General features: G+C 69.9%; 14 protein-coding genes. 3 read left to right on the top strand and 11 right to left on the bottom strand.

Annotation, left to right across the window (positions count from 1 at the left end):
• Positions 1–35: 35 nt before the first annotated feature.
• Both SSP29_RS49800 and SSP29_RS49795 read right to left on the bottom strand, forming a co-directional pair.
• Entirely contained in the window at positions 36–1,133 is a 1,098-nt protein-coding gene (locus SSP29_RS49800) for an acyltransferase family protein (protein WP_245883590.1), read from the bottom strand.
• A gap of 150 nt (positions 1,134–1,283) precedes the next feature.
• Positions 1,284–2,105, bottom strand: a complete 822-nt coding sequence (locus tag SSP29_RS49795) for an alpha/beta fold hydrolase (protein WP_245883589.1) — start codon at positions 2,103–2,105, stop codon at positions 1,284–1,286.
• Positions 2,106–2,386: 281 nt separating this feature from the next.
• On the opposite strand from SSP29_RS49795, the gene SSP29_RS49790 reads away from it, so the two are divergent.
• Positions 2,387–3,151, top strand: coding sequence for an SDR family NAD(P)-dependent oxidoreductase (locus SSP29_RS49790; protein WP_089107648.1), 765 nt, complete (start codon positions 2,387–2,389; stop codon positions 3,149–3,151).
• A gap of 72 nt (positions 3,152–3,223) precedes the next feature.
• Here SSP29_RS49790 and SSP29_RS49785 read toward each other — a convergent pair whose 3' ends face one another.
• Positions 3,224–4,708: an FAD-dependent monooxygenase gene (locus tag SSP29_RS49785; RefSeq protein ID WP_089107647.1), complete on the bottom strand. Its 1,485-nt coding sequence runs from the start codon at positions 4,706–4,708 to the stop codon at positions 3,224–3,226.
• Positions 4,709–4,967: 259 nt separating this feature from the next.
• The gene (locus SSP29_RS49780) at positions 4,968–6,485 is read right to left on the bottom strand and encodes an FAD-dependent monooxygenase (RefSeq protein WP_089107646.1); all 1,518 of its coding nucleotides are present in this window, start codon (positions 6,483–6,485) and stop codon (positions 4,968–4,970) included.
• Positions 6,486–7,037: 552 nt separating this feature from the next.
• Here SSP29_RS49780 and SSP29_RS60805 point away from each other — a divergent pair.
• Together SSP29_RS60805 and SSP29_RS61095 are read left to right on the top strand one after the other, a co-directional pair.
• Positions 7,038–7,469, top strand: coding sequence for a methyltransferase family protein (locus tag SSP29_RS60805; RefSeq protein ID WP_438363855.1), 432 nt, complete (start codon positions 7,038–7,040; stop codon positions 7,467–7,469).
• A 118-nt stretch (positions 7,470–7,587) separates the two neighbouring features.
• Complete coding sequence (locus SSP29_RS61095) at positions 7,588–7,722, top strand: hypothetical protein (RefSeq protein WP_275539799.1); 135 nt, start codon at positions 7,588–7,590, stop codon at positions 7,720–7,722.
• Here the strand turns inward: SSP29_RS61095 and SSP29_RS49770 are convergent.
• The 7 genes from SSP29_RS49770 to SSP29_RS61660 form a co-directional block, all read right to left on the bottom strand.
• Positions 7,697–8,653: an NAD-dependent epimerase/dehydratase family protein gene (locus SSP29_RS49770; protein WP_089107645.1), complete on the bottom strand. Its 957-nt coding sequence runs from the start codon at positions 8,651–8,653 to the stop codon at positions 7,697–7,699. The two genes, SSP29_RS61095 and SSP29_RS49770, sit on opposite strands and share 26 nt — an antisense overlap.
• Before the next feature lie 52 nt (positions 8,654–8,705).
• A complete protein-coding gene (locus SSP29_RS49765) occupies positions 8,706–9,773 on the bottom strand; it encodes a glucose-1-phosphate thymidylyltransferase (protein WP_089107644.1) in 1,068 nt (355 codons plus the stop codon).
• A 28-nt stretch (positions 9,774–9,801) separates the two neighbouring features.
• Positions 9,802–10,743, bottom strand: coding sequence for an alpha/beta hydrolase (locus tag SSP29_RS49760; protein ID WP_089107643.1), 942 nt, complete (start codon positions 10,741–10,743; stop codon positions 9,802–9,804).
• A 6-nt stretch (positions 10,744–10,749) separates the two neighbouring features.
• Positions 10,750–12,315, bottom strand: coding sequence for an acyl-CoA carboxylase subunit beta (locus SSP29_RS49755; protein ID WP_089107642.1), 1,566 nt, complete (start codon positions 12,313–12,315; stop codon positions 10,750–10,752).
• Positions 12,270–13,103, bottom strand: a complete 834-nt coding sequence (locus SSP29_RS49750; RefSeq protein WP_245883597.1) for a 4'-phosphopantetheinyl transferase family protein — start codon at positions 13,101–13,103, stop codon at positions 12,270–12,272. The genes SSP29_RS49755 and SSP29_RS49750 overlap by 46 nt, the downstream gene beginning before the upstream one ends.
• Before the next feature lie 110 nt (positions 13,104–13,213).
• A complete protein-coding gene (locus tag SSP29_RS61090) occupies positions 13,214–13,423 on the bottom strand; it encodes a pyridoxine 5'-phosphate oxidase C-terminal domain-containing protein (protein ID WP_089107641.1) in 210 nt (69 codons plus the stop codon).
• A complete protein-coding gene (locus tag SSP29_RS61660; protein ID WP_089107640.1) occupies positions 13,414–14,754 on the bottom strand; it encodes a PhzF family phenazine biosynthesis protein in 1,341 nt (446 codons plus the stop codon). Before SSP29_RS61660 ends, SSP29_RS61090 begins: the two co-directional genes overlap by 10 nt.
• Positions 14,755–14,782 lie beyond the last annotated feature (28 nt).

Raw genomic sequence — 14,782 nt, 5'->3', positions numbered from 1 at the left:
CGGGCGGTGCCTCCGCACCGGCGGGCCCGCTCGCCTTACTGTGCCGGCGCCGGCACCGCCCGCCTGGAGGTGGACCAGCGGCGGGTGACCGGCCGCTCCACGAGCGTGTACAGCGCCCCGGCGGCCAGCACGCTCACCGCCAGCAGCACGAGGTCCAGCCCCACCGTCTCCCAGGCGGAGTACAGGTCGTGGCCCAGGAGCTTGCGGCCGTACTGCAGGACGATGAAGTGGAGCAGGTAGAAGGCGAATGAGATGTCCCCCAGCCACGTCATCGCCCGGTTGCGGAAGATGGTGAACTCACCCTCGACATCCCTGGTAGCAGCCGCCGCGATCAGCAGCGCGATCGGGATGATCATGGCGGCGCGCTTGGCGACGAGCATGTTCGACTCCTGGGCCAGCCAGTAGCTGCCGGCGAGCAGGAGGCTCGACCAGATCATGCCGATGTTGCGCCAGCGCCCCCGCATCACGGCATGCGCCAGCAGCATGCCCAGGGCGAAGTCCAGCACCCGGACCGGCGGCAGGAAGAGGGCGAACCACATCTGCGTGATCGAGGTACCTGCGGGCGCCCAGGTCTGCGCGGACATCGGCAGCGGCTCCGGGCCGGGCAGCACGGCGTAGGTGAACATCGGCGTCAGGAGGATCGCCGCCGTCACCCCGGCGATCCAGTACTTCAGGTGTGCGTCACAGATGCGCACGAACCACCGGTGCAGCAGCGGGAACGAGGCGTAGAAGACGAGCTCGACCCCCAGCGACCAGCTCGGCGGGTCCACGCTGTAGATGTACGCGTAGTCCGGCAGCCACACCTGGACCATGAAGAGGTTGGCGAGGGCCACCCGCGTCGGGGTGTAGGCCGAGGCGAAAAGGATCATCGCCAGGGCCCAGGCGATCACGTAGTTGGGATAGATCTTGGCGAACCGCCGGCGCCAGAAGGCGCGGGCGGTGTCCTTCTCCCGCGCGGACCAGGTCAGCACGAAACCGCTGAGGACGAAAAAGAAGGTGACGCCCAGCGCCCCGGCGTTCTCGGTGATTTTGGTGAGCTGAGCCGCCGCGTGGTTGTCCTTGAGCAGGCGCAGCTGGGGCAGCGGCGAACCTATGTGGCTGCAGAAGACCAGAAAGGCCGCTGCAAACCGCATGCCGGTCAGGGAAGGCAGCCGGGAGAGCGCTGAGCCCGGTCTCTGCCGTGCCAATGGCGCGCTGGACGCGTTGCTGATGTGCTGTGTCATGGACAGCCTTTCATTCTGGAAAGGATCAGACGGACCACTGACCTGCCCGGGGCCTGCCGCTCACCGGGCGAGGAAGTCGAGCAACTCACGGGCCACGAGGTCGGAGGCGTCCTCGGCGAGCCAGTGCATGGACTTCTCCACCAGCACCATGCGCACGTCGGTCGCGCTGCGCGACAGCTGGTCCTGCACCTGGTCGTACTGTGTGGGCGCCGCCAGCGCGAGGATCGGCACTGTCACCTTGTCGTACCCCTTCAGGTCCTCGATGTCCTGGTGGTACGCCTGGTAGTAGCCGTTGGTGGCCCGGATCCCCGCTGCGGTGTCGTACGCCCGGGCATAGACGGCCCGATCGAAGGCAGTGATCGATTCCTGGTCCATGAGGGAGTGGGTGTAGAGCCAGTCGATCAGGTACCAGCCGCGGTCCGCGAAGACCTGCTCCGGCAGGCCGCGTACCTGGTTGAAGGCCATCCACCACATGTTGAAGCCGGTGTTCGGGCGTCGCAGCATCGGCCGGCTGTAGTAGGACTCGTCGGGATGGACGACGTCGAGCAGGGCAAGCCGCCGGGTCGCCTCGGGGTGGTTGGCCGCGAAGCTGTAACCGACCATCGCCCCCATGTCGTGCCCCACGAATGAGGCGCTGCTATACCCCAGCGAGCAGATGAGCTCGTAGACGTCGCGCGCCATGTTCTTCTTCGTGAACCCGTCGGTGGGCTTCAGCTCGTCCGGAATGCCGATGCCCCGGTGGTCCACGGCGATGACCCGGTACTGCTCGGCGAGCCGCGGCATGAGCTTCCGGTAGGCCCACCATGTCTCCGGCCAGCCATGCAGCAGGACAACCGGCTCCCCGCTCCCGCCCACGACGTAGTGCAGCCGCGTTCCATTCACCTCCGCGAATTCGCTATGGAAGTCACCCAAAGAAGACGCCAGTTCCGCATTGTCCGGCACTTCAGGGGGTTCCATGGCCGACCCCATTGATTCGCTCATTTACCCCACCCTTTGATCATATTTCCTTGACTATAGCCAGCAGTAGCGCTGTCCGACTATGCGTGAAGCTGCACTTGAACAGGGGCTGTTCGCGCTCGACGTGGATGCAGGAATTCGCCATGCTGAGACGCCGAGGAAACGACTGGAAGATTTTCTGCATAACCTGCGGAGGGAATTACGCGATGGGTGGGCTCACCGGCAGGACGGCTCTTGTCACCGGCGCGAGCCGAGGCATCGGGCGTGGTATCGCACGGCGCCTGGCGCGTGACGGCGCCTTGGTGGCTGTGCACTACGCGTCCGGAGAGTCCGAGGCCAAGGAGACGGCCGCGCTGATAGGTGAGGAAGGCGGACGCGCGTTCACCGTGCGCGCCGACCTTGCCGAGACCGATCAGACGGCGGAACTCTTCCGGGTGATGGAGCGGGAGTTCACGGAGCGGACCGGTTCAAGTGCCCTCGACATCCTGGTCAACAACGCGGCATACGGCGGCCGGCCCGCCCTGCCCGAGGACGTCACCGTCGAACTGATGGACCAGTACCTCGCCGTGAACGCGCGGGCGCCGCTCCTGGTCGCACAGCGCGCGCTGAAGTTGATGCGTTCGGGCGGCCGTATCGTCAACATCTCTTCGGGAATCACCCGGAGTGCTCAGCCGGACATGATCGCCTACGCGATGTCCAAGGGGGTCCTCGAACAACTGACCCTGCACCTGGCGCGCCACGTCGCCGACCGCGGCATCACGGTCAACAGCGTCGCGCCGGGTCGCACCGACAACGGCAGCCCGCTCTTCTCCAACCCGGCCGCGGTGGCTCGCATGGCCGAACTCTCCGCGTTCAAGCGCGTCGGCCAGGTCGAGGACATCGCCGACGTAGTGGCCTTCGTCGCGTCCGACGACGCCCGGTGGATCACCGGGAGTTTCATCGACGCCACCGGCGGCACGCTGCTCGGCTGATCCTGCGTGACCCTGTGAACGTGCCGGGGCCGGAGCGGTGCGCACCGCTCCGGCCCCGGCACGTTCACAGGGTCACGCAGGGGCGCCAAACCAGCGTTCGAGGGCGTCGCGAAGCTTGCCGCCCTCCGGCGCGGCCCACACCACGTGACCGTCCGGGCGCAGCAGCACCGCCTCCGGGAGGCCTTCCGTCTCGGTGTTCCCGGTGGGGGCCCAGGTGCCGGTGAAGACGTCGACGCGGCCGGACCAGCCCTCGGCGAGACCGGCCGGCTCCGCGCCGTCGGCCAGCGCACCGGTGCGGATGAGGACACCGCGCGCGGGGTGCAGCATGGTGGCGACACGGCTGCGGGCACCGTTCGGGCCAGTCAGCTCCAGCGCCGGATCCAGCCGCAGGCCAAGCAGCGGGTGACCGCCGCCCTCCACGTCGTAGCGGACGTCCAGGCCACTGACCTGGCCGGCGAGGAGGCGGGCGGCATCGGGGATGGTGACGAGTTCACGCATCACCTCCCGCAGCGGTTCCATCTCCTCGCCGCTGAGGTAGATCAGCGACTGGGCGAGGGTGTTGCGGATCAGCTGCCGGCCGACGGGGTGGCGTTCGCTGTGGTAGCTGTCCAGCAGTCCTTCGGGGGCCCAGCCGTTGACCGTGGCGGCCAGCTTCCAGCCCAGGTTCACCGCATCCTGCAGGCCGACGCTCAGGCCCTGCGCGCCCAGCGGGGCATGGTCGTGGGCGGCGTCTCCGACGAGCAGAACACGTCCGCTCCGGTATTCGGTGGCCTGGCCGGTGGCGTTGGTGAGGGCGGCCATCCAGCGCGCGGAGGCGTGGTGGATGGACTCGCCTGTCATGCGCTGCCAGGCATCGGCGACCTCGGTGAAGGTGAGGTCGCCGACACCGTGGCCAGGGCGGATGCCCGGCTCGTGAATGACGATGCGGTCGACGCCCGGTTCCAGGGGGACCGACAGAACCATGCCACCGCCGGGGACGCCCTCGCCGATGGGCCGCATCCGCAGGTCGGCGCCGACAACGTCGGCGAGGTACATACCGCGCGTGGCGGCCAGGCCTGGGAAGTCGATGCCGGCCAGGCGGCGCACGGTGCTGCGGGCCCCGTCGCAACCCACGAGATACCGGGCCGTGTCCTGGCCCGGACCGTCGGGCCCCTCGAAGTCGACCACGACGTGGTCGTCGGCCTCGGTGAAGCCGGTCACCTCGCAGCCACGGCGGATGGCGGCACCCAGCCCGGCAGCCCACTCCCCCAGCACCTCCTCGGTGCGGGACTGGGCCAGCCCCATGACACCGAAGTGGTTCTCGGAGAGCTTTCCGAAGTCGATACGGACCCCACCGAAATGGCCTTGCTTTCCCCACCTCAATTCGCCGAGCCGGGTCAGCAGGCCACGCTGGTCGAGTACTTCAGCGGTCCGCCCGGTGAACCCGAGACCGCGGGATTCGCCGGTGGGGGCAGGCAGCTTGTCGTAGACGACGACGTCCAGGCCGGCCAGCCGGAGTTCGCCGGCCAGCATCAGCCCGACCGGCCCGGCGCCAACGATGATTGCGCCCTTAGGCATAAACGCACTCCTCACACACGAAAACTGGGTCTCGGTTGGTGGTGCTCTCGGGAGATCAAGGGCGCGACCGTCGCCGGTCCGGGGCTAGGGCCTGTCTGACAATTCCCGTCTGCCTCGCGACGCCATGCACGCACTCTCGCCGCACCGGGCGCAGACCCAAGTACGTCCAGTACGAGGGCCTACGCCCGGCACGCCGAGAGCACGCACCTGACGCCGCGAGGCCGCCCTCCGGGCGACGACGGGAATTGTCAGACAGGCCCTAGGAGACCGCGGCGTGCCGGTCCCCGGCGGCCGGCACCGCCGGCTGCGGCCGGCCGAACCAGCGCTCTAGTGCCTCCGTCAGGCTGTAGCGGCTCGGCGCGGCCCAGGCGACGTACCCGTCCGGGCGCAGCAGGACCGCCTCTGGGACGGCCTGGTCGCCCGCGCGCGCGGAGGCCCAGGTGCCGGTGACCACGTCGACCCGGTCCGACCAGCCGTCCGCCGCCCGCGCCACCCCGCTGTCGCCGCTACCGGTACCGGCGACGACGAGCACCGGACGGCCCGGGTGCAGCAGTTCACCGACCCGCACCGGACCGCCGCCGACGCGCCGCAGCACCAGGTCCGGTGAGAGCCTCAGCCCGGTCTGGGGATGGTCCGCGGCACCCATGTCGTACCGGACGTCGAGGCCACTGACGGTGCCGGCCAGGTGCCGGGCCACCGCCGGAATCTGCACGAGGTCGCGCATCACCTCGCGCAGCGGCTCCATCTCGTCGCCGCTGAGGTACAGCCGGGTCTGGGCGCGGGTGTTGCGCATCAACAACTGTCCCACCGGGTGGCGCTCGCTGTGGTAGCTGTCGAGCAGTCCGGCGGGGGCCCAGCCGGCGATGTCCGCGGCGAGCTTCCAGCCAAGGTTCACGGCGTCCTGCACGCCCACGCTCATGCCCTGGGCCCCGGCGGGCATGTGGATGTGCGCGGCGTCACCGGCCAGGAAGACGCGGCCGACCCGGTAGGTGGAGGCCTGCCGGGTGGTGTCGGTGAACGAGCTGATCCAGCGCACCTCGGCGTGGTGGATGGACTCGCCGGTCATGCGCTGCCACGCGTCCGCGATCTCGGTGAACCGCAGCGTGCTGCGGTCCTCGTGCGGGCGCAGGTTCTCATCGTGGATGACGATCCGGTCCACGCCGCTCTGCAGGTTGAAGGCCATCACCATGCCGCCGGGGACCCGCTCGCCGATGGGCCGCGGCCGTATGCCGCTGCCCACCACATCAGCCATGTACATCCCCCGGGTGGCACCCCAGCCGGGGAAGTCGATGCCGGCGAGGCTGCGTACGAGGCTACGGGCGCCGTCACAGCCCACCAGGTACCGGGCCGTCTCCTCGCCCGGTCCGCCGGGACCGTCGAACCACACGGTGACCTTGTCCGCGGTCTGCCGGTATCCGGTCACCTCGTGGCTGCGGTGAACGGTGACGCCCAGTTCTCGCAACCAGCCCTCCAGGATCTCCTCTGTCTGGAACTGCGGAATCCCCCGGACGCTGAAGTGGTTGTCGGCGAGTTTGCCGAAGTCGATGCGTACGCCGCCGAAATGCCCTTGCGCCCACTCCACCTCGCCGAACCGCTCCAGTAGGCCCCGCTGGTCGAAGACCTCGGCCGCGCGCCGGGTGAACCCCACCCCGCGGGACTCCCCGCTCGCCGCGGGCAGTTTTTCGTACACGGCCACATCCGCGCCGCCGAGCCGCAGTTCTCCGGCGAGCATCAGCCCGACCGGCCCGGCACCGACGACGATCACGTCCTTGATCACGTTGTTCCCTCCTTACTCGTGCCGTTGGTTGCCGGCGGGGTGTTCAACCGGGTGCGGGCGCCTGGTTGAACACCCGGGCCGGCGAATCCGGCGGAACTGTTGTGCTCTTGTGTTCCGGTCCGCCGGACGATTCGGATCGTCGCCATAATTCCCATCACCGAGTGGTCGAGCATGTGGCACGGCCGGGCCGGTCCCTTCTGTCCGCCAGGCCCGGTTCTTCCGGCGCAGTTCGGCGGTTTCGGCGAAGCCGTGCGGAATTGCATCAGCCATGGACTCCCCCAGCAGGGTGATGTGTCGGAGCGCGGCATTCAGCACTGCGCAGGCGTCGGCAGAGGCACGGGGAATTATGGCAGTCACCGCTCGGCAAACACTCGGCGTCGGCTTGAAGATCGACTGAGAGGGTATTCACGTCCTGCATGAATCCTCCGTTGCACGGTGGTGCTGTGGCGGTAGTCCATTGAAACCCGATGTGCCGGGCCCGGGCTGGGGCAGTCGCACGGGACGGGGAAAGGGAGTTCATCGATGGCCGCTTCGGCAGAGGTGACGGAATAGCTGCTTGAGCTGTCGCTGGGCTGTCTGTACTCGGCGGCCCTGCACACCGCCGCCCGCTTCCGCATCGCCGGCCGCCTGGCGGCCGGCCCGCGCTCGGTGGGCGGACTCGCCGAAGTCGCGGGAGTCGACGACTGGCACCTCCACCGGATCCTCGGATTCCTCGCCGCCAAGGGGGTGTTCCGCGAGGACGGCGACGCCCGGTTCCCTCTCACCCCGCTCGCGGAGCCATTGCGTACGGACGCGGAGCAGTCGCTGCACGACCATGTCATGGTGCGCGGAGAGCCGGTCTTCTGGCAGTCGGCGTCCCGGCTCCACCAGGCGGTACGCACCGGTACCAGCGCCTTCGACTTCTCCGGATGCAAGAGTGCGTCGAACTGGGCGGCGGACGCGGCGGTCTGCTGCGTACGGTGCTGTTCCGCAACCCTCACATGACGGGGATCCGTCTCGGTCTGGAGTCCGTGGTCGCCGGGCACGTCCTGGCCATTTCATGTGCTGGCCAGCTGGCGGGACGAGGAGTGCGTACGCGGGACAGGCCGGCGATGTGCTGATGATGACGGTCCTGAACAGACGGGGACGCACGCGTGCGGAGTACGAGGCGCTGCTCGCGGCGGCGGGGTTCACGGTCGTACGCGTGCTGGACACCTCGGCGCACGCGTCGGTCATCGAGGCGACGCCGGCTGCCTGAGCCACGCGCCGGCGAGCAGATCGCGCAGCGACGCGTCAAGCGTGCGCCGAGGCCGCCACCCCAGCAGGAGCCGGGCCAGCGTGATGTCGGTCTGCTGCCACTCGGCACCGGAGCGGGTGCCGTCCGGGGACTCCGCCTCCACCAGCCGCACCGGAAGTCCACTGAGTGCGACCAGCCGGTCCACGAGATCCCTGACCGGCACGGCCTGCCCGCGGCCGATGTTGATGGTCCGGCCCGCCACCACGTCCGGCGCGGCGAAGGCCGCCGCAAGGGCAGCCTCGGCCACGTCGCGCACGTCGACGAAGTCGCGTCGGGCCCGCAGGGGAGCGAGCCGCAACTCGCCCGTCCCGCCGGTCAGGCCGGCCTGACCGGCCAGCTCGGCAGCCACCTTTCCCAGCAGGCTCTGCGGTGGCGCCCCGGGCCCGCAGGCGTTGGCCACCCGCAGCGTCACCGCGTCCAGCCCGTCACCTGCGGCGGCCTGCACCCGTCGGGTGCCGCGCAGTTTGGTCCAGCCGTAGGTGCCGGCCGGCGAGGGGTCCTGGGTCTCGGTGAGCGGCACGCCGGCGGGTGTCGGCCCGTATTCGTGCACACTCCCCAGGTGCACCAACCGCGCGGGGGAGGGCAGCTCCGCCAGCGCGGTGACGAGGCGGTGCACGAACACGTCGTTGAGCTCGCGCATGCGCTGCTCGTCCGCCTGCCACACGGTGCCGACCGCATTCACCACCACGTCGGGCCGGTGCGCCAGGAGGAACTCCCCCAGGCGGGCCGTGGTGGTCGCGGCCAGGTCGAGTGCGGCCCGGTGCCCCGCGGCCACGTGCGGCGTGGCACGCGAGACCCCGAGCACCCAGTGGCCCTCGGCGGCACAGGCCTGGGCGATGTGCCGCCCCAGGAAGCCGGTGGCGCCGAGGACCACGATGCGTCGACCGGTCATGGCAGCCCCGCCGGGCCTGTGCTGCCGAGTGACCGGAGGATGACCATGGCCGTCATACGGGGACCTCGATCCTGGTGTGGTCCCCGACGACCAGCCGGTGGTGCGATGGGTGACCCTCCGCTGGGCCGATGCTGGCGTTGCGGCCGATGACCGAGCTGTGCAGACCCCGGACCCCGGTGACCGTCGCGCCGTCGAGGGCGATGGAGGAGTCGACGTGCGTGTCGCGCAGCACGCAGTCCTTGCCGATGGAGGTGTTCGGACCGATGCGGCTGTGCTCGACCGAGGTGCCGGCGCCGATGATGGCAGGTCCGACGATGCGGGAGCCGATCACCCGGGCCCCTTCCTCCACAACGACCGGGCCGATCAGGACGCTGGCGTCGTCGACGTGACCGCGGACGGACGGCACCAGCCCCTCCAGCAGTTTGCGGTTGCATTCCAGCACGTCGTCGACGCGGCCGGTGTCCTTCCAGTAGCCGCTGTATTCAGTGGCGATGACCTGCACGCCCTGGGTGACCAGCCACTGGACGGCGTCGGTGATCTCCAGTTCACCGCGTCCGCTGGGGCTGATCGCGTCGACCGCCTGGTGGATGGCAGGCGTGAAGAAGTACACGCCGATGAGGGCGAGATCGCTGCGCGGATGCTCCGGCTTCTCCACGAGCCGTTCGACGCGGCCGTCCCGATCCAGCTCGGCGACACCGAAGGAACGCGGGTCGGCGACCTTGTGGACGACGACCTGCGCCGCGGGACGCTTCTCGGTGAAGTCCCGGGCGATGTCCTCGACACCGTCGGGCAGGATGTTGTCGCCGAGGTACATGACGAAGTCGTCGTCGGCCAGGAACTCCCGGGCCAGCAGGACGCAGTGGGCCAGTCCACGCGGTTCGTCCTGGTGAATGTAGGTGATCACGAGGCCGAACCGGGATCCGTCGCCGATGGCCGCGATGATCTGCGCGGCACGGTCCCCGACGATGATGCCGACGTCGGTGATCCCCAGAGCGCCCACACCGTCCAGAACGTGCTCGAGAACGGGTTTGTTGGCTATCGGCATCAGTTGCTTGGGCATGGAATGGCTGAAGGGCCGCAACCGTGTTCCCGACCCACCCGACAACACCAGTGCCTTCATGACCGGTTCTTCCTTTCACACGTGCAGTTCATGACATGCCGAGCCGTGCAGGAGGGACATTGCGTACGGGGCCGGCCGGCGCCGCCTCGCTTGCGAGCAGGCACTCTTCGAGGAAGGCCAGGACTCGCAGGTGATACGTGCGGGCCGCCCAGCCGAGGCTGATGTTGTGGCCGGCGTCGGGGAGGCGGTCGACCTTCGACTTCGGGGCGGCCAGCGGCCGGAGCAGTTCGGCGACGGCCTCGTCGTCGTGGCGCCACCACCGCTCTTGTTCGGCGAAGGTGAACCGGACCGGGATCCGGATCCGGGCGGCCAGGTGCAGGTAGGTCCGCGGCCAGGCCGACGCCTCGCGCGCCTCTGCCGCAGGGACGGGCGCGACCAGGGTGTGGCCGAGGCGGAAGGCGCCCGGTGGATACAGCCGCAGGGGACCCCAGTGCCGACGCCAGTCGCCAGGCCCGGCGGCCCCGGGAAGCTGGTCCGGGGTCACGGCCAGCCGGGTGCCGATCCCGGAGACGTCCACCCCTATGAGCCCGGCGCCGTCGGCATGGGCTGCGGCGGCCAGCGCCAGCTTGCCGCCGTGGGAGTGGCCGACGACGAAGAACCCGGCACCGGTGGCGTGCGAGCGGGCGAAGGAGGCCAGCGCCGCGTGCAGGACCTGTGTCTGTTGCGCCAGCGCAAGTCCGTGCGGCAACTGGCGTGCGGACAGGCCGTAACCGGGCCGGTCGAGGGCCAGCACGGTGTAGCCGAGCTGGGCCCCGGTCGCCAGCAGGGACAGTCCCGCGCGCGCCCGGCTGTCGAAGTAGCCGGCGCGCATCCCGCTGCCGTGGACGGCGACCACGACGGCGTGCGGTGTGGGTCGGGCCGGCCGGGCGAGCAGCCCGGAGAGCGCAGTGCCGCCGGCGTCCAGGACGATGTTCTCGGTCCCGGGGGCGGCAGACGCGCGGGCGGAGTCCTGTTCGGATGAGAGCTTCATGGGAGATCACTGCGGCGCGTTGCCGTGCTTGCGCGAGGGCAGGTCGGCGTGTTTGGTGCGGAGCATCACGAGCGACCGGATCAGCACCGATCGGGTCTCACGCGGGTCGATGACGTCGTCCACCAGTCCGCGTTCGGCCGCGTAGTACGGGTGCATCAGCTCGTCCTTGTATTCCTTGATGCGCTTCTGGCGGATGGCCTCGGGGGCGTCCGCCGCGTTGATCTCACGCCTGAACACGACGTTGGCGGCGCCCTCGGCGCCCATCACCGCGATCTCGTTGGTCGGCCAGGCCAACGCCAGGTCGGCGCCGATGGACCGGGAGTCCATGACGATGTAGGCGCCGCCGTACGCCTTGCGCAACACCAGGGAGATCCGCGGAACAGTGGCGTTGCAGTAGGCGTAGAGCAGCTTCGCGCCGCGCCGGATGATGCCGTTGTGCTCCTGGTCAACGCCGGGCAGGAAGCCGGGCACGTCGACCAGGGTGACCAGCGGAATGTTGAACGCGTCGCAGAACTGCACGAATCGCGCGCCCTTCTCGGACGCCTCGATGTCCAGGACACCCGCCAGGTTGACCGGCTGGTTGGCCACGATGCCCGTCACCTGGCCGTCGAGCCGGGTCAGTGCACAGACGATGTTCGTCGCCCAGAGCGGATGGACCTCGAAGTACTCGCCGTCGTCGACAATCTCCTCGATGACGTCGCGGACGTCGTACGCCTGGCCCGGGTCAGCCGGGATCAGGTCCAGCAGCCGGTCGTTGGGCCGGTCCGCCGGATCGTCGGTGGGTACAACGGGCGCCATCTCACGGTTGTTCGAGGGCAGCAGGGACAGCAGGTATCGCACTTCCTCCAGGCAGTGCTCTTCGTCGTCGTAGGCGAAGTGGGCCACGCCGGAACTGCCGGCATGCACATCGGCACCGCCCAGCGCGTTGTGGGTGATCTTCTCGCCCGTCACCGCCCGGACCACGTCCGGCCCGGTGATGAACATCTGCGCGGTGTCGCGCACCATGAACACGAAATCGGTGAGTGCGGGCGAATAGGCGGCGCCGCCTGCGCACGGGCCGAGCATGATGGAGATCTGCGGAATCACCCCGGACGCACGCGTGTTGCGCCGGAAGATTCCGCCATAGCCGGCCAGTGCGGAAACCCCCTCCTGGATACGGGCTCCCGCACCGTCGTTCAGTGACACCAGCGGCGCCCCCGCGGCCGCGGCCAGATCCATGACTTTGTGAATCTTCTCGGCGTGCGCTTCGCCGAGCGCCCCGCCAAAGACGCGGAAGTCATGGGCGTACACGAAGACGGTACGGCCGTTCACCGTTCCCCAGCCGGTGACGACTCCGTCGCCGTCCGGCTTCTTGTGCTCCAGCCCGAAACCCGTCGCCCTGTGCCGGCGCAGCTGCTCCACCTCGGTGAACGATCCCTTGTCGAGCAGCAGGTCGATGCGTTCGTACGCGGTCAGCTTGCCCTTGCTGTGCTGGCGCTCGGTGGCGGCGGCACCGGGACCATCCCGTGCGGCCCGCTTTCGGTCGGTCAGCTCGTCAATGCGGTGGTGCAGGCTCTGGGTTGTCCGGGACATGGGGTCCTCCATGGGAGATCAGACGAAAGGGCGCGGCCCGCCGCTGCCAGGGGCATCCGCACGCCTGCCGGGGCGCCCTCCACACGCCAGGCATCGGTAGAATCCAGCCAACGCGCCGGAACACACCGCACCCCGGCCGCGGTGGGCGCGGGGTGGCGTACGGCCACTGCGGCGGCGTAGTCCGGGAAGCAGGGAATGCTGCGTACCGTCCAGTCCACCGGGTGCTCCGATCCGCGAAATCCCAGGTAGTCCTGTATCGCCCCACGGCTCAGGCCGACGCCCAGACCTTTGAGATAGGCCTCCTTGCGGGTCCACAGCCAGCCGAACACGGCCCGGCGGTCGGCCGGCGGCACCGCGGCTAGTTCGGCGCGTTCGCCCGGGTGGAGGGCCGGCGTACAGATCTCGACAGTGTGTTCGCGGGGTAGCCGCTGCACGTCCACGCCCACGGGCACCGGCGCAAAGCCCACCAGGGCCACGCCGAAGCTGTGGGAGAGCGAGAAGTGCAGCGGCACCGGCGGGTCGGCCACGGCAGGACGGCCGTGCGGCCCGGCACAGCCCGGGCACGGTTCGCGGATGAAGCGCAGGGACTGCGGGTCATGACCGGTGTACCGGCTGAGCAGGCGGCGCAGCCCGGCGTGGGCGGCGGCGTACAGCAGCCTGTCGGCCTGTCTGCGGAAGGCGTCAGCCCGCGCCCGCTCGCCGTCGTCCAGCGCGGACAGGTCCAGGGCTCGCCGTCCGCCGCCGCTGGGGCTGCGGATGAACCACAGGTCGAGCCGGTCCGATGACATGGTGAACCCCGACGGGGATGTACCGGGCCAGGACGGTGCGGTCGGCCACAGCGCCATGGGTCCTCCAGTTCTTCGGGGATGCGGCCGCCTCGACGTGACGCATCGACGGTTCAGGGCTGGAGTCTGCTGGCCTGCCAGCCGCAGGCGGTGCGGTCGTAACGGAGCCGCTCGTGCAGTCGGTCGGTGCCGTTCGCCCAGAACTCCACGGAATCGGTCGCTGGCCGGTAGGCCGCGAACCTCCCGGGGCGGGGCAGTGCCCGCTGCGGCTCGCCGAGCCTGCGGGCGCCGGCCCGCAGGCTCGGCGACGTGGTCAAGGCCATCCGGCGGCCGGCTCTGGCAGGAGGCCGTGTTCATGGCATGCGTGAAGACAGGCCATCCGAACCACAGGGCTGCGGCGTCCGCGTCGGACAGCCGGTGCACGGGGCCGGCGAACGTGATCTGCCGGATGCACTCCCTCCGGTGCAGGACGCCGGACGCCCACGGGTTCCCGGCCGGTTCCCGGCACTTTCGGCTGTCGGCGTGGGTGACGAAGCCGGTCCCGGCTTCCGTCACCGCGCCCAGCACCACGATGCGGGACGGTGTACGGCCCCGGGGGCCGGCCGTGGCCAAGGCCAGCGCGAGGGGCTCCGGTTGGCCGAGGGCGGCGCCTCGCTCCAGCCACGGCACCAGCAGCCCCATCGGTTCGGCAGGCGGCACGCGGTACTCGGGGAGGCGCACTTCCACGGTGCCCGTGGGCGACTCGGAGCGGCTGGCGGTACGACGGCCGTCCACCACGCCGGAGGTCTTGGTCGACGGGGACGGGACAGACATGGAGACGCCCTTCGACGGTGAGGACGCCGTGGCCGAGGACCTCGACGGAGTCGACCCGGTCGCCCTGTCCGTGGACCAATGCGCCCATGGGCGAGGGACGGCCGATCTCGACGCCCTGCGCGATCTCGATGCGCCGCCCGCAGGTGCTGAGACCGTGACGGCCGAGATGGATGGCAAGGGGACCGGCGGCGGATCCGGTGGCCGCGTCCTCGACCACTCCGTGGGCGGGTGAGAACGTGCGGTTGCGCCAGACGGTCCCGCCTCCGGCGAAGCAGTCGACCGCCAGGTCGGGGAAGCGGGACAGGGCACGGTGATCGGGGTTCACCTTCGCCAGGGCCTCCGTGCTCTCTAGGCCGACGAGGACATGCCTGGGGCCGCTCACGTGCATCTCCACCGGGAGGGTCGAGGTGCTCACGCCCGGCGCCTGCAACAGCTCGCCGGTGCGGTCGAAGGGCTGCCCCACGGGCACCGGCCGGCGCACGCTCGCCCAGATCGCCACTTCGTCGGCGCATTCCGGGGCGCGTTCCGGGCTGAAGAGGATGACGCCCGTGGCGGTCTCTATCCGGAGCCGGTCCCCTTCGGTCCGCAGCCCCGGGGCGACGACGGTCCCGAGTAGCGGGTGCCCGGCGAAGGGGAGTTCGCAGATGGGCGTGAAGATGCGCACGCGGGCATCGCTTCCGGGCCGGCGTGGGCGTGGCACGAACGTGGTCTCCGAGAGGTTGATCTCCCGGGCGATGCGCTGCATCTGCTGGGCGTTCAGGTCGTCGCTGCCGAAGAACACCGCCACCGGATTTCCGCTGAGGGGTTGCTCGGCGAACGCGTCGACGACATACGGGTGCATGCGCCTCCTCACACGTCGTAGGGGAGCT

The organism is Streptomyces hyaluromycini, assembly GCF_002217755.1.
GTDB classification, from domain to species: Bacteria; Actinomycetota; Actinomycetes; order Streptomycetales; family Streptomycetaceae; genus Streptomyces; species Streptomyces hyaluromycini.
This window is presented reverse-complemented; position numbering and strand designations above follow the sequence as displayed.

What these genes read in the sequence shown, in the direction of transcription:
- SSP29_RS49800 (WP_245883590.1), bottom strand. Translation starts at nt 1,133, where the DNA reads ATGCGGTTTGCAGCGGCCTTTCTGGTCTTCTGCAGCCACATAGGTTCG.
- SSP29_RS49760 (WP_089107643.1), bottom strand. Translation starts at nt 10,743, where the DNA reads ATGAAGCTCTCATCCGAACAGGACTCCGCCCGCGCGTCTGCCGCCCCC.
- SSP29_RS49785 (WP_089107647.1), bottom strand. Translation starts at nt 4,708, where the DNA reads ATGCCTAAGGGCGCAATCATCGTTGGCGCCGGGCCGGTCGGGCTGATG.
- SSP29_RS49790 (WP_089107648.1), top strand. Translation starts at nt 2,387, where the DNA reads ATGGGTGGGCTCACCGGCAGGACGGCTCTTGTCACCGGCGCGAGCCGA.
- SSP29_RS61090 (WP_089107641.1), bottom strand. Translation starts at nt 13,423, where the DNA reads ATGGCCTTGACCACGTCGCCGAGCCTGCGGGCCGGCGCCCGCAGGCTC.
- SSP29_RS61660 (WP_089107640.1), bottom strand. Translation starts at nt 14,754, where the DNA reads ATGCACCCGTATGTCGTCGACGCGTTCGCCGAGCAACCCCTCAGCGGA.
- SSP29_RS61095 (WP_275539799.1), top strand. Translation starts at nt 7,588, where the DNA reads ATGACGGTCCTGAACAGACGGGGACGCACGCGTGCGGAGTACGAGGCG.
- SSP29_RS49765 (WP_089107644.1), bottom strand. Translation starts at nt 9,773, where the DNA reads ATGAAGGCACTGGTGTTGTCGGGTGGGTCGGGAACACGGTTGCGGCCC.
- SSP29_RS49755 (WP_089107642.1), bottom strand. Translation starts at nt 12,315, where the DNA reads ATGTCCCGGACAACCCAGAGCCTGCACCACCGCATTGACGAGCTGACC.
- SSP29_RS49750 (WP_245883597.1), bottom strand. Translation starts at nt 13,103, where the DNA reads ATGTCATCGGACCGGCTCGACCTGTGGTTCATCCGCAGCCCCAGCGGC.
- SSP29_RS49770 (WP_089107645.1), bottom strand. Translation starts at nt 8,653, where the DNA reads ATGACCGGTCGACGCATCGTGGTCCTCGGCGCCACCGGCTTCCTGGGG.